We start from the raw sequence: 13,758 nt of genomic DNA on the forward strand, positions 1-13,758 counted from the left end.
GTGTTGGGCGTGGTGCGGCGCGATCCGTACCCTGACCTGGATCTGATCCCGACCAGCGGAGCCTGACGAGTGAGCGGAAAGCGCAGGGCTGCCGGCCCCGCCGTCAAGAAGACGGCCAAGGGGGCCAAGGCGCCCAAGACCCGGCGCACGTGGAAGCAGCGGTCGCTGCTCGTGCTCAAGTGGGGGCTCCTGGCCGGGCTCGTGGGCTTCCTGCTGAGCGCCGCCGGCTTCTACGTCGCCTACCGCAGCATCGACATCCCCGACCCGAACAGCGATTTCCAGACCCAGACCTCGTTCGTCTACTACGCCGACGGCAAGACCGAGATCGGGCAGTTCGCCAACCAGAACCGCGTCTCGATCCCGTTCTCCCAGATGCCGCAGAACATCAAGGACGCCGTCGTCGCCGCGGAGAACCAGACCTTCTACACCGACAAGGGCATCGACCCGAAGGGCATCGTGCGGGCCGCGCTCAACAACGCCCAGGGCGACGCGGTGCAGGGCGGCTCGACGATCACCCAGCAGTACGTGAAGATCCTCTACCTCAACCAGGAGCGCTCCTACACGCGCAAGCTGAAGGAGGCGATCCTGGCGCTCAAGCTCCAGCGCCAGCTGAGCAAGACCCAGATCCTCGAGGGCTACCTCAACACCATCTACTTCGGCCGTGGCGCCTACGGCATCCAGGCGGCGGCCAAGACCTGGTTCGACGTCGACGCCAAGGACCTCAGCCTGCGCCAGGCCGCGGTGCTGGCCTCGGTGATCAACAACCCGACCCAGTTCGACCCGGCCAACGGCCAGGACAACAAGCGGGCGCTCAAGGGTCGCTACGAGTACGTGCTGGAGAGCATGGCCAAGCTGGGCTCGATCACCTCCGACGAGGCCACCCGGGCCGAACGGCGGCTGCCGCCCTTCCCGCAGGTGAAGGCCGAGAGCACCTACGGCGGCCAGCGCGGCCACGTGCTCGCCATGGTCAAGCAGGAGCTGCTCGATCTCGGCTACCAGGAGGACCAGATCGTCGGCGGCGGTCTGCGCATCACCACGACGCTGACCCCCGAGGCGATGGCGGCCGTCGAGGACGGCGTCAAGGCGCAGCGACCCGACGGCTTCAGCGACAAGTTCCTGCACGTCGCGGCCGCGAGCGTCGAGCCCGGCACCGGCGCGCTGCGCGGCTTCTACGCCGGCCAGGACTTCCTCACCTCCCAGATCAACTGGGCGCTGCGGGGCGCCTCGGTCGGCTCGACCTTCAAGCCGTTCGCACTCGCCGCCGCCGTCACCGACGGCTACGCGATCAAGGACACCTTCGAGGGCAACTCGCCCTACTACTTCCCCGACGGCTCGAAGGTCGTCAACGAGGGTCCCGGCCTCGGCAACGACTACGGCTCGGCGGTGAACGCGATCTACGCGATGGAGCAGTCGATCAACACCGCGTTCATCGACATGACAGCCTCCATGGACAACGGACCCCAGAAGGTCGTCGCCATGGCCGAGAAGATGGGCGTGCCGCCGAACGAGGCCGACCAGCGCTACCCGGGTCTGCCCAACACCTCCGGCGACCTCGACCCGACCTCGCGCGTCACGCTGGGCACCGCCCGCATCAGCCCGATCAACATGGCCAACGCCTACGCCACCCTCGCCAACAAGGGCGTGCGGGCCGACGTCCACATCATCGACAAGGTCACCTCGCCCGACGGCGACGACTACACCTTCGCCAACGAGACCACGCGCGCGATGAGCGCCGACGTCGCCGCCGACGTCTCCTACACCGCCCAGCAGGTGGTCAGGGCGGGCACCGGCGCGAACGCGCAGGCGCTCGGGCGGCCGGCCGCCGGCAAGACCGGCACCGCCACCAACGACGACGGCAACGTCGTCTCCTCCTGGTTCGTCGGGTACACCCCGCAGATGGCCACCGCGGTCATGTACGCACGCGGCGACGGCTACGACCCGATCGACTTCAACAAGGACGGCACGCGGTACCTGCCGAGCTACTTCGGCGCCGACTACCCGACCCGCACCTGGACGGCGATCATGCAGGCCGAGATGGAGGGCCTGCCGGTCGAGGAGTTCCCCGAGCCCGTCTACGTCGACGGCGACGCCCCGGAGTCCGGTCACGCGCCCACCGCGCCGCCCAAGCCGACGCCGAAGCCGAGCAAGACGCCCTCGGCCACGCCGACCCCGACGCCCACCCCGACCCCCACTCCGACGCCCACTCCGACGCCGACGCCCACTCCGACGCCGACCGACTGCCCGCTCCTGGGCTGCCCGGCGACCGAGACGCCGACGCCGACCCCGACGCCGACGCCGTCCGGTCAGGCCCAGGGTCGGGTGCTGGGACGGCCCGCGTTCGCGGCGGCCGTCGTCCCGACGTCGCGGTGGTACCTGCCTCGGTTCCCGGCGTCCTGGTTCTGGCCGTGGGCCTGACCCACGGGCCGGAGGACGGCCTGGTCCGTCCGACCTGGGAGGACCCTGCCGCGCGCCTGCTCAGCGAGGGCATCGGCGGCCCGCAGGGTGCGCATGCCGGCGGTCACCGCTGGTGGACGCCGGTGCGGGTGCTGCTGCTGATCACCGCCGTCTGCTTCGCGCTCGGCATGGTGCAGAAGAACACCTGCGCGGAGAAGAACTGGAATCTCGGCGACGCGCGGTACACGCACATGTGCTACTCCGACCTGCCCTACCTCTACACCGGGCGCGGGTTCGTCGAGCGCCTGTGGCCCTACACCGACGACGCCGAGGCGCGGCTGCGCTACCCGCAGGTGATGGAGTACCCGGTCGGCATCTCCTACTGGGCCTACGGCACAGCGTGGGCGGCCCAGCAGCTCGCCGGTGCTCCCGACCTCGACGCGCGGCGTCAGCTCGACGTCGACAGCCTCTACGGCCGCCCCGACGTGCAGGACGAGATCCGCATGTTCGTCTTCGTCAACACCCTCGGCTTCGCCGCCGCCGCCCTGCTGGCGGTGTGGCTGCTCGCCGGGGTCGACCGTCGTCGTCCGTGGGACGCGTTGTTCGTGGCGGCGTCCCCGACGCTCGCGCTCACCGGCATCATCAACTGGGACCTGCTCGCGGTCGTGTGCGTGGCCGGCGCCCTCTACGCCTGGGCGCGCGGCCGGCCGATGCTCACCGGCGTCCTCATCGGGCTGGGCACCGCCACGAAGCTGTATCCGCTGTTCCTCCTCGGCGGTGTGCTGGTGCTCTGTCTCCGGCGTCGCCAGCTCGGGCCGTTCGCGTGGGCGTTCTTCGGGGCGGTGGCCTCGTGGGTGGCGCTGAACCTTCCCGCCGTGGTGCACGGTGACGGCGTCGACGCCTCGGCGTGGCGGGTGTTCTGGTCGTTCAACTCCGACCGCGGCCCCGACCTCGGCTCGATCTGGCTGGTCGCCAGTCAGGCCCTCGACCGCACGATCACCCCGCATGCGGTCAACGTGGGCTCGTGGGGCTTCTTCGGGTTCTGGTGCGTCGGCGTCCTGCTCGTCGGGCTCGCCGCCCGGCGCACACCGACGCTGGCCCAGCTCGGCTACCTGATCGTGGTCGGGCTGCTGCTGGTCAACAAGGTGTACTCCCCGCAGTACGTGCTGTGGCTGCTGCCGCTGGCGGCGCTGGCTCGTCCGCGGTGGCGCGACCAGATCGTGTGGCAGGCCACCGAGCTCTTCTACTTCGCCGCCGTCTGGTGGTACCTCGCCGGCGAGCTCAACCCGCCCGGCGACGGGGACGCCGGGTTCTACTGGCTGGCGATCATCGTGCGGATGGCCGGCGAGCTCTACCTGGCCGCGCTCATCGTGCGCGACCTGCTGCGCCGCGACCCGGACGACGCTGCGGAGGACGACCTCGAGGGTCAGCCGAGCACGACGTGGTCGAACGCCGTGGTGGTGTAGCGCACCCGCACGTCGACCTGCTCGCCCACCGCGGGCACGCGGCTGCCCGCCGGGAGGAAGAGCATCGAGGCCTGCATGTGAGGGGGCTCGGCGAAGAGCCGCTGCTTGCCGTCGATCGAGAACGGCGAGCGCACGAAGCCGAGCGCGTCGAGACCGCCGCGCGCCAGGGTGCCCGCCCGGCCCTTGAGGTTGAGGTCGCCCGTGGGCGCCTCCAGGCCGATGCCGTGGGCGGTGCCGCCGGAGACCACGAGCAGGTGGCCCGCCTTCGGTGCCGTGCGGCCGCGGTAGCCGAAGGAGTCGCCGCGCTCGACCGCATGGACGTCGAGCACCGTCGCGGTGACCCGCAGCGCGCCGCGGTCGCCCAGCCACAGGCCGGTGCCGATGCGCGGGCGGAACTCGAAGTCGGCGTAGGAGGCGCGCAGACTCGTCAGCTCCTCGTCGGTGAGGTGGCTGACCCAGATGCGTCGCGCCCCGGCCACCGCCGGCAGTTCGGCGCCGACGACGTCGGTCATCAGCCGACCCACCTGGGAGAGGTGCGAGCCCTGGGCCAGCGGCAGGTGCATCGCGATGCCCTCCAGGCGCGCCTTCGGATGGTCGGCCAGCGTGGGGGCCAGCGCCCACAGCTCGCGGGCCGCCAGGCCGTGGCGCTGCATGGAGGTGAGGCGTTCGAGCACGAACCGCGCGTCGGGACGGCGTCCGAGCAGGTCGGGCAGGTCGACCGTGCGGCTCACGGTGTGGATGACGCGGCGGACGAGCGTGTCGTCGTCCAGCACCTCGACCGCGGTGCCGAAGGGCCGCCAGGGGGTGAGCACGACGATGTCGCCCTCGAAGCGGCTCGCGACGTGGGCGATCTCGTCGTAGGTGCCCACGGCGAGGGTGTCGACCCCGAGCCACTGCGCCTTGCGGGCCAGCCGACCCAGGCCGAAGCCGTAGCCGTTGCCCTTGACGACCGGCACGAGACCCGGGTGGCGCTCGGCGACGCCGCGCAGGTGGGCGCGCCAGCGGTCACCGTCGACGGTGAGGACGAGGCTCATGAGCGCCGCCGCAGGTAGAGCTGGAAGGCCTGGTAGATCGCGCGGTTGAGCGGCAGGTCCCACTCGCCGACGTACTCGACGGCCTCGCCGCCGGTGCCGACCTTGAACTGGATGAGCCCCACGTGCGGGTCGTCGGCGTCCAGGGTGTCGGTGATGCCGCGCAGGTCGTAGACGTCGCATCCGGCGGCCAGGGCCTCGCGGATCATCGCCCACTGGACGGCGTTCGAGCCGCGCACCTCGCGCTTCTCGGTCGAGCTCGCGCCGTAGGAGTACCAGGCGTGACCGCCCACCCGGATCGCGATGGTCGCGGCCACGAGGTCGCCCTCGTGATGGGCGAGGTGCAGGCGGAAACGCTCCGGCGCCTCCGACCCCAGGGCGTCGGCCATCGTGCGGAAGTAGGAGAGCGGGCGCGGGGTGAAATGGTCGCGCTCGGCCGTGTGCGCGTAGAGGGCGTGGAAGGCGGCGAGGTCGTCGGCCAGCGTCTCGGCGGTCGCCGTGCGCACCTCGACACCGGACTTCTCGGCCTTCTTGATGTTGCGTCGCCACAGCTGGTTCATGCCGGCCAGCACGTCGGCCTCGGTGCGCTGCTCGCCGTCGGCGGTGCGCAGCGGGATCCAGAAGACGTACTGCGGCTGACCGGCGCTGAAGCCGCCCTCGGCGAGCTGCGGACGCCAGCCGAGCTCGCGCAGCTGGGAGACCACCCGGGCGCCGACGTGGTCGCGGGCCTCCGGTGCCAGGTCGCCCAGGCGCCGGACGGCGGGGTCGGCGATGCCGTCCTTCACCTGCGCGGCCGACCACTGGCGCACGACCACCGGCGGGCCCATGCGCACCGCGAACGCGCCCTGCCCCTTCAGGTGGGCGGTCAGCGGCGCCAGCCAGCGCTCGAGATCGTCGTCGGCCCAGTCCAGGTCGGGACCCTCGGGCAGGTAGGCGAGGTAGCGCTTGACCTTCGGCAGCTGCCGGTAGAGCACCAGGCCCGCCCCGATCAGCTTCTCGCCCTCGAACCAGCCCAGCGACTGATGACGCCACTCCGCCTTGACCCGGCCCCAGGCAGGGGTCTGCAGGAAGCTCGCCGACCGGCGGGAGTCGAGGAAGGCGAGGTGCTCGGCGGGGGTGATCTCACGGACGCTCAGCACGGGGCCGAGGCTACCGGTGGACGCGGGCCTATCGGGGTGGGGTGGTCGAGGACTCCGGTGGTTGAGGTGCCCGAGCCCCTGGGCGAGGGCCTCGAAACCCCCGCAGGTAGGCGCCGTCCGGTACCGGGGTCTCGAGGCTCGCCGCGCTCCCACCTCGATCACCGGGGGCCGCAGCTCAGCCGTCGAGCCGCTCCCGCAGCTCAGCTGTCGAGCCGCTCCCGCAGCCACGCGAAGTCGGCCACATGCTCGGCCGCCCCACCCGGCGTCTCGCACACCACCGGCGCGCCCGCGTCGCGGACGACGGCGGCCAGCAGCTGCGGGTCGATGCGGCCCGCACCGAAGTTCGCGTGCCGGTCGGCCCCGGAGTCGAAGTCGTCGCGGCTGTCGTTGCAGTGCACCAGATCGATGCGACCGGTGATGGCGCGCACCTTCTCCACCACCGTCTCCAGCTCGTTGCCGCCGGCGTGCGCGTGGCAGGTGTCGAGACAGAACCCGACCTGCTCGAACCCCTCGGCCCCCGAGATCGCCTCCCACACGCGGGCGATGCGATCGAGGTGACGGGTCATCGCGTTGTCGCCGCCCGCGGTGTTCTCGATGAGCAGCGGGAGCGTGAGGTCGGTGGCCTCGATGGCCTTGCGCCAGTTGTCGAAGCCCTTCTCGGGGTCGTCGCTCTTGTTGACGTGTCCGCCGTGGACGATCAGCCCCTTCGCGCCGATCGAGGCGGCTGCGTCGACATGCTGCTGGAGCAGCTTGCGGCTCGGGATGCGGATGCGGTTGTTCGTGGTGGCCACGTTGACGATGTACGGCGCGTGCACGTAGAGGTCGACGCCGGCCTCCTCGGCGGCCGCACGCAACGCCTCCGCACCGCCCGGATAGGCGAACTCCGGGCCCTTATACCCCTGCGGGTCGCCGAGGAAGAACTGCACCAGCGGGGCGTCGCGGGCGATCGCCTCGGCGATCGGGTCGGCCTGGTCGACGTGGGCTCCGATGGGCGGGGTCGTCATGACGGCCACCCTACGAGCGGACGCCGACAGCGCCACCGCGATCACCGGGCTGGGCCTGCGCGGCGCGAAGGCCTGAACCAGGCCGACGCCGCCCGTGCCGCCGGGATCCATCCTGGCGCGGGCGGCGTCGTCGCACGCGCCGGCACCTCCGGCGCGTGTGCCGGCGGCAGCTGCCGGGCCGTCTCGCGCAGGAGCGCACGGGCGTCGTCCGCGGAACCGGGACGCCGCCACGGTGCCGGGTCGGCGAGCTGCTCGAGGACGGCGAGGAGCGAGCGGGCCGCCGGTGGGGGCCGACCCAGGGCGAGCAGCCGGCGTCCGAGGACGCCGACGGCATAGAGGTCCTGGCGCCGATCGACCGGCGCCCCGCCGGCGGCCTCGGGAGCCAGGAAGCCCGCGGTGCCCGGCGCGGTGCCCGGCGGCTGCGGTGTGCCCTCCGGCGCGGCGATCCCGAGGTCGCCCAGACGCACCCGCCAGGGTCCGGTGCCGGCGTCGAGCAGCACGTTCGCCGGCGTCACGTCGCGGTGCACCCAGCCGCGCTCGTGCAGTCCGGCGAGCCCGGCCAGCACCTGATCGAGCACCGCGTGGACGACGGCGGGCGGCGGCGCTCCGGCCTGCTCGACCTGGTCGCGCAGGCTGCCGCCGGTGGCCAGCGGCGCGAGCAGCAGCACGATGCCGTCCTCGGCCACCCACCCGACGGTGCCGAGCAGATGGGGGTGCGCGAGCTCGAGCGCCCGCTCGTGCGCGGCCTGGGCGAGCGCGGCGTTGTCGGCGGGCAGCACCTTCGCGGCGAGCAGGCGCCGCTCGCGCCGATCCCAGGCCGCGCGGACGACGCCGGTGCCGCCGCGGCCGATCACCGGACCGAGGTCGTAGCGACCCGCGATGCGCAGCGGTCGGACGGCGGCATCGGTCATGACCGCACCCTGCCCGCGTCGCCGCAGCCCCACGCCGTCCGCCGCCGATCTGTGGACGACCGCCGCGTTTCGACCCGGCCCCGCGCCGACTGCTAGCCTCTCCTGTCCGCGTGCGCGCGCCCACCGACGGGTGGCGGCACCGGTCAGGCCGGCCCATCGGGCCGGTCGACGCAACGCCCTCCTGCCACGGAGAGACCGTGGCCGCCGAGTCCAGAGGAGGTGGAGACCGCTTTGCGTGCTTACGAAGTCATGGTCATCCTCGACCCGAGTCTCGAAGAGCGCACCATCGCGCCGTCCCTCGAGAAGTACCTCAACGTCGTGACCAAGGACGGCGGCTCTGTGGAGTCCGTCGACGTGTGGGGCCGCCGCCGGCTGGCCTACGAGATCAAGAAGAACGCCGAGGGCATCTACGCGGTGCTCTCGCTGACGGCCGAGCCTGCGACCGTCAAGGAGCTCGACCGCCAGCTCACGCTGAACGAGTCGATCCTGCGTACGAAGGTCATCCGCCCCGACGTCCACTGAGGTCCGGGGCGCACGCCCCGCCTCGCGGACGTCGTCTGTGGACGACCCCTGTCCGAATGTCGGTGCGACCGGCCACGATGGCCCCGCACTCCTCTTTCGGACATCACCAGCACCAGGATCAGCTAGGGAGACCTCATGGCAGGCGAGACCGTCATCACGGTGGTCGGCAACCTCGTCGACGACCCGGAGCTGCGTTTCACCCCCTCGGGGGCGGCCGTGGCGAACTTCCGGATCGCGTCGACGCCGCGCACCTTCGACCGGCAGAGCAACGAGTGGAAGGACGGCGAATCGCTGTACCTCTCCTGCTCGGTGTGGCGCCAGGCCGCGGAGAACGTCGCCGAGTCCCTGCAGCGCGGCATGCGTGTCGTCGTCCAGGGCCGCCTGAAGTCGCGTCAGTACGAGACGCGCGAGGGCGAGAAGCGCACGGTCTTCGAGATCGAGGTCGAAGAGGTCGGCCCGAGCCTGAAGTACGCCACGGCCAAGGTCACCCGCGCCACCCGCTCCGGCGGTGGCGGTGGTGGCGGCTACGGCGGGGGTGCCCCCGCCGGCGGTGGCGGCGACGACCCGTGGGCCTCCTCGGCGCCCGCCGCTCCCAGCGGCGGCCAGGGTGGTTACGGCGGCGGCCAGCAGCGCCCGGCCGCCGACCCGTGGGCGACGCCGAACGTCGCCGACGAGCCCCCGTTCTGATCCTGTTCCGCTCACCCTTCACCATTCCGACCCGGTAGCCACTCCGGGACGGGCTTACTGACAAGGAAGCACCACAATGGCCAAGGCAGTGATGCGCAAGCCGAAGAAGAAGGTTTGCCAGTTCTGCAAGGAGAAGGCGACCGGCGTCGACTACAAGGACGCCGCCCTGCTCCGCAAGTTCATCTCCGACCGCGGCAAGATCCGCGCCCGTCGTGTGACCGGCAACTGCGTCCAGCACCAGCGCGACGTGGCCACCGCCGTCAAGAACGCGCGCGAGGTCGCCCTGCTGCCCTACACGTCCACCGGTCGCTGAGAGGAGCCGAGAAGATGAAGCTCATCCTGACCCAGGAGGTCACCGGCCTCGGTGGCCCCGGCGACGTCGTCGAGGTGAAGGACGGCTACGGCCGCAACTACCTCGTGCCCCAGGGCCTCGGCATCCGCTGGACCCGCGGCGGCGAGAAGACCGTCGAGTCGATCAAGGCCGCTCGCGCGGCTCGCGCCGTCCGCGACCTCGGCCACGCCGCCGAGATCAAGGGCAAGCTCGAGGGCGCTGCGGTCAACGTCAAGGTCCGTGCCGGTGAGGGCGGTCGCCTCTTCGGCGCCGTCACCGTCGCCGAGATCGCCGCCGCCCTCGGCGAGGCGTCCGGCGAGGCCGTCGACAAGCGCACCATCGCGGTGAAGAACCCGATCAAGGCGCTCGGCGCCCACGAGGTCACCGTCCGGCTGCACGACGAGGTCACCGCCACGGTGGCGCTCAACGTCGTCAAGGCCTGACGCACCGACGAAGAACGACGAGGCCCGGCCCCCTGCGGGGGCCGGGCCTCGTGCTGTCCGGGATCAGTGGGCGAGCAGGCCGTCGAGGATGACGGGCTTGTTGTCGCTGATCACCTTGATGGTGACCCCTCCGGTGCGCAGCTGGGAGAAGCGGTCCTGGATCACGATGATGTCGTGACGGGTCCGCTTCTTCCGGTACAGGTCGATGGTGACCGGCTTGCCGGAGGGGAAGATCAGCTGCACGACGCCGTACTTCGGGCCCGTGCTGCACAGGAGTCGCAGGTCGCGGTAGTTGTCGGCCGGCACCCGCACCGAGGCGCCCTTGGTGCGGGTGGTGATGTAGTCGCCGCCGACGTAGGTCGACTGCTTCAGCGTCGTCCACGCCTTGGAGGTGGTGGTGATGTTCTCCGGCACCGCGAACTGCACCGACTCCGGCGTCGGGTCGGTGTTGCCGGCCGGGTCGGCGCCGTTGACGGTGAGGGTGTGGTCACCCGGCGGCAGGTCGGCGAAGGTCGTGATGCCGACCTGGCAGGGGTAGTCGGTGGTGTCGATCGTGCAGGTGAGCGCGACGTTCGCCTCGCTGGCCGCCAGCCGGAAGCTCGGACTCTGGGTGTAGACGAGCGGCTTGTCGGGGTTGTCGGCGTCGAAGGGCACGTTGAGGATGTAGACGGCCGGCGCGACGGTGTCGACCCGGAAGCTCATCGTCGCCGGCGACTCGTCGAGGTCCGGGATGTCGGAGGTCGCACCGCTGCCACCCAGGCCCGAGGGCTTGGAGGTGGCGTCGATGGCGTTGTCGTTGGAGTCAAGCGCTCGCACCGAGAATGTGTAGTTGCCGGCCTTGGAGTCGTTGAGGTCGCTCTTGGAGAACGGGCTCGTGCAGGCCGACCAGGACGCCGCCGCCTGGGTCGGGTCCTGGAACTTGCACTCGAAGGAGATCGGGTCGGTGTCGGCGTCGGCGTAGGCGCCGGCGAACGCGATGCTGATGCTCTTGGAGTTGATGTAGCCGCCGCTGGTCGGCGTGGGCGTGGCCGAGGTGATCGTGGTGTCGGGCTGGTTGACGTCGTCGCACCGCGTGCCGCCACCGAGGAGCGATCCGCCGGTGGGCTTCTCGCTCAGGCACGGGCCGTCGGCCGCCTGGGCGGGCGGCATGGTCAGGACGACGGGCAGCAGCGCGCCGGTGAGCCCGACCGCGGCCGCGAGCGCGGTGCGCCGCAGGAGGCGGGGGTGGATCATGGGACGTCCTTCGAGGTTCGGGTCGGCGAGGTCGAGCGACCTCGGGTTTGGCGGGGTGGGAGTCCAGCGTCGGAGCTGACGTCCCAGGTTACGAAGCCGACGGCGGCTCCGGGGCCGAAATGACTGGACCGGTCGAGCCGGCCCACCCGCGCGGGGCGTGGCGCAGCAGCAGGCCGACGGTGAACAGCATGGTCAGCAGGCTCAGCAGGAGCGTGAGTCCGATCAGTTCATCCGACCCGGTCGGGTAGACGATGACCGGGGCCAGGGCCACCACGATCGCGCCCGTGCGCGCCCAGCGCCACCACGCGGCGGCGTCGACGTCCCCGGCGGCCTGGGCGCTCGCTCCCAGGTGCAGCGCCAGCAGCAGCACCAACACGATCTGCGGCAGGCTCAGCGCCCACGCCACCGACGGGTCGGCGTCCCGCACCCACGCGGCGAGCGCCGGCACCGCGAGCGGCACCGAGACCACGAACGCCGTCACGGCGGCGGACGTCACCCGCGAGCGGGAGCGGTCGTCGCCGCCGATGCGCTGGCTCGCGCCGATCACCAGCAGCCACCCGACCGGGTCGCACAGCACGTCGAAGCCGGCCACCCGGACCGCGAACACGACCACCAGCAGACCGATTCCGATCTGTCGCATGGGCACCGGGGGAGTCTAGTGGCGGGTGTGGCCCCTAGGTCCCGGTGACCATCCAGGCCCCACCGCGGGCGCGCTGGAACAGGGTGAGCGCTCGCCCGCCCATGAGGACGACGACGAACACGCTCCAGACCGCGACGAGTCCGTGCGGGCCTGCCAGCAGCACGAGGGGCGCATAGACGAGACCGACCACCACGCCGGCGATGGCGAGGTAGCGCCCGTCGCCGGCCCCGATGAGGACGCCGTCGAGCAGGAACACCGGCCCGGCGAGGAGCTGCCCGACGGCGGCGACGAGCAGCACGGGCACGAGGCGGTCGCGGACGGCGGTGTCGTCGGTGAACGGGACGCCGAGCACCGGGCTGGCAAGCGCCACCGCGACGCCGGTGACCACCCCGACGACGACCGACCAGCCGAGGAGGCGCCGGGTGATGGCACGCACCTCCGCGACGTCCCCGGCTCCCAGACTGCGCCCGGTGAGCGCCTGCGCGGCGATCGCGAGGGCGTCGAGCACGAACGCCAGCAGGCTCCACACCGTGGTGGCCAGCTGGTGCGTGGCGAGGTCGACCTCGAGCGCGCGTCCGGTGGCACCGAGCGTCACCGCGTAGGTGGTGAGCAGGAGCGCGGCGCGCAGGGTGAGGGTGCGCACGATGAGCGGCAGCCCGGCGCGGGCGATCAGCGCGACGCCCGACGCACGCGGGCGCAGCCGGGCGCCCGCCGACCGTGCGCCCCGCGCGACCGCGACCGTGAGGGCCGCCGCCATCAGCACCTGCGCGATCACCGAGCCGAGCGCCGACCCCTGCAGGCCGAGCCCGGCCGGGTAGACCAGGACGGCGTTGAGGGCGAGGTTCGCCAGGTTGCCGCCGACCGCCACCACGAGCGGGGTCCGGGTGTCCTGGAGGCCGCGCAGCACCCCGGTGGCCGCGAGCATCACCAGCAGCGGCGTGACACCGAGGGCGGCGACCCGCAGATAGGCCGCGGCCTCCGTGGCGACCTCCTCGCCCGCACCGAAGAGGTCGACGAGCGGGCGCGCAGCCAGCGCGACCCCGAGGGTGACCGGCACCCCGATGACGACGGCCAGGGCCAGGCCGTCGACGCCCTGCGCGATCGCCTCGCGCCGTCCGTCGGCGCCGAGCAGCCGGGCGACGCGGGCGGTGGTGCCGTAGGCGAGGAAGATGCACAGGCCGATGACGGTCTGCACGACCGCGCCGGCCAGGCCGAGGGCGGCCAGTTCGCGGGTGCCGAGGTGGCCGACGATGGCGGCGTCCCCGAGCAGCAGCAACGGCTCGGTGATGAGGGTGAGGAAGGCCGGGACGGCGAGCCGGGCGATGGCGCGATCGAGCTCGCGCTGCGCCGGCGTCCTCACGGCGAGGACCTTACGTCCCGACCAGGAGATGCCCGCTCGGTCGGTGCAGATGGCCCGATCGGACTATGGCGGGATCGGTGGAAAACCCGTGTTGCTCTGTGGAGGACGCCGCGCGCGGAGCTTTGTCGACAAAGCACCGGGGCTCGCCGTCCCGGGCCGTCATCCCCTGCTCGGAATTTCTTGGAACTGATTCCCCTCCACACCCTGCGGATGACGTTTTCGCAGGTCAGAGGCATTTTCAGGATCGCCTCAGGAAACGCCTCCACAGCTTCGTCCCCAAGCTGTGCACCGCTGCTCCGCGTGTCTCCACGGCCTGTCCCCAGTTATCCACATGCACCTGTGGATAGGGCGCTTCCCGCGGAGGCCGCCCGGCGCCTAGGTTCACGGGCGAGGACGGGTGGGAGGCACCGTCGACCGAGGTGGCCACCATCGCCCCGACGGCCGCAGGAGCGTCCTCCACCGGTTCTGTGGGTGCCGGGCTCTAGCGTCGTCGGCACGGCGCGACCACGCCGTCCCGCATCCGCGACCACCGCCACCCATCACCGCCACGACTTCCGGGAGAACGCCGCATGAGCATCGCCGAGCACGCCGGCTTCG

At 71.9% G+C, this 13,758-nt stretch carries 13 protein-coding genes; 6 read left to right on the plus strand and 7 right to left on the minus strand.

Features of this window, described 5'->3' with window-relative positions:
- The first annotated feature begins 69 nt into the window (after window positions 1-69).
- Window positions 70-2,415: a transglycosylase domain-containing protein gene (locus ABD671_RS16315; protein WP_344734488.1), complete on the plus strand. Its 2,346-nt coding sequence runs from the start codon at window positions 70-72 to the stop codon at window positions 2,413-2,415.
- Window positions 2,406-3,860, plus strand: coding sequence for a glycosyltransferase family 87 protein (locus tag ABD671_RS16320; protein ID WP_344734489.1), 1,455 nt, complete (start codon window positions 2,406-2,408; stop codon window positions 3,858-3,860). Before ABD671_RS16315 ends, ABD671_RS16320 begins: the two co-directional genes overlap by 10 nt.
- Here the strand turns inward: ABD671_RS16320 and ABD671_RS16325 are convergent.
- The 4 genes from ABD671_RS16325 to ABD671_RS16340 form a co-directional block, all read right to left on the minus strand.
- A complete protein-coding gene (locus tag ABD671_RS16325; RefSeq protein ID WP_344734490.1) occupies window positions 3,821-4,894 on the minus strand; it encodes an alanine racemase in 1,074 nt (357 codons plus the stop codon). The two genes, ABD671_RS16320 and ABD671_RS16325, sit on opposite strands and share 40 nt — an antisense overlap.
- Entirely contained in the window at window positions 4,891-6,027 is a 1,137-nt protein-coding gene (locus ABD671_RS16330; protein ID WP_344734508.1) for a lipid II:glycine glycyltransferase FemX, read from the minus strand. Before ABD671_RS16330 ends, ABD671_RS16325 begins: the two co-directional genes overlap by 4 nt.
- 203 nt (window positions 6,028-6,230) lie before the next feature.
- Window positions 6,231-7,034 (minus strand): deoxyribonuclease IV, encoded by an 804-nt coding sequence (locus ABD671_RS16335; RefSeq protein ID WP_344734491.1) that lies wholly within the window; start codon window positions 7,032-7,034, stop codon window positions 6,231-6,233.
- Between the two features lie 41 nt (window positions 7,035-7,075).
- Window positions 7,076-7,945, minus strand: a complete 870-nt coding sequence (locus ABD671_RS16340; RefSeq protein WP_344734492.1) for a protein kinase domain-containing protein — start codon at window positions 7,943-7,945, stop codon at window positions 7,076-7,078.
- 231 nt (window positions 7,946-8,176) lie between these two features.
- On the opposite strand from ABD671_RS16340, the gene rpsF reads away from it, so the two are divergent.
- From rpsF to rplI, 4 genes are all read left to right on the plus strand, one after another.
- Window positions 8,177-8,467 carry a 30S ribosomal protein S6 gene (gene rpsF / locus ABD671_RS16345; protein ID WP_344734493.1) on the plus strand — a complete coding sequence of 97 codons (291 nt, stop codon included), beginning with the start codon at window positions 8,177-8,179 and terminating at the stop codon, window positions 8,465-8,467.
- A 135-nt stretch (window positions 8,468-8,602) separates the two neighbouring features.
- Window positions 8,603-9,154: a single-stranded DNA-binding protein gene (locus ABD671_RS16350; protein WP_344734494.1), complete on the plus strand. Its 552-nt coding sequence runs from the start codon at window positions 8,603-8,605 to the stop codon at window positions 9,152-9,154.
- Window positions 9,155-9,230: 76 nt separating this feature from the next.
- Window positions 9,231-9,467: a 30S ribosomal protein S18 gene (gene rpsR / locus ABD671_RS16355; RefSeq protein WP_344734495.1), complete on the plus strand. Its 237-nt coding sequence runs from the start codon at window positions 9,231-9,233 to the stop codon at window positions 9,465-9,467.
- Between the two features lie 14 nt (window positions 9,468-9,481).
- Window positions 9,482-9,928, plus strand: a complete 447-nt coding sequence (gene rplI / locus ABD671_RS16360) for a 50S ribosomal protein L9 (RefSeq protein WP_344734496.1) — start codon at window positions 9,482-9,484, stop codon at window positions 9,926-9,928.
- A 63-nt stretch (window positions 9,929-9,991) separates the two neighbouring features.
- On the opposite strand, the gene ABD671_RS16365 is transcribed toward rplI, so the two are convergent.
- From ABD671_RS16365 to ABD671_RS16375, 3 genes are all read right to left on the minus strand, one after another.
- The gene (locus tag ABD671_RS16365) at window positions 9,992-11,161 is read right to left on the minus strand and encodes a hypothetical protein (protein WP_344734497.1); all 1,170 of its coding nucleotides are present in this window, start codon (window positions 11,159-11,161) and stop codon (window positions 9,992-9,994) included.
- 88 nt (window positions 11,162-11,249) lie between these two features.
- Window positions 11,250-11,807 (minus strand): hypothetical protein, encoded by a 558-nt coding sequence (locus tag ABD671_RS16370; RefSeq protein ID WP_344734498.1) that lies wholly within the window; start codon window positions 11,805-11,807, stop codon window positions 11,250-11,252.
- A 28-nt stretch (window positions 11,808-11,835) separates the two neighbouring features.
- Window positions 11,836-13,161: an MATE family efflux transporter gene (locus ABD671_RS16375; RefSeq protein WP_344734499.1), complete on the minus strand. Its 1,326-nt coding sequence runs from the start codon at window positions 13,159-13,161 to the stop codon at window positions 11,836-11,838.
- Window positions 13,162-13,758 lie beyond the last annotated feature (597 nt).

Origin of the sequence: Nocardioides fonticola (genome assembly GCF_039536805.1) — a bacterium.
Classification (GTDB): Bacteria; Actinomycetota; Actinomycetes; order Propionibacteriales; family Nocardioidaceae; genus Nocardioides; species Nocardioides fonticola.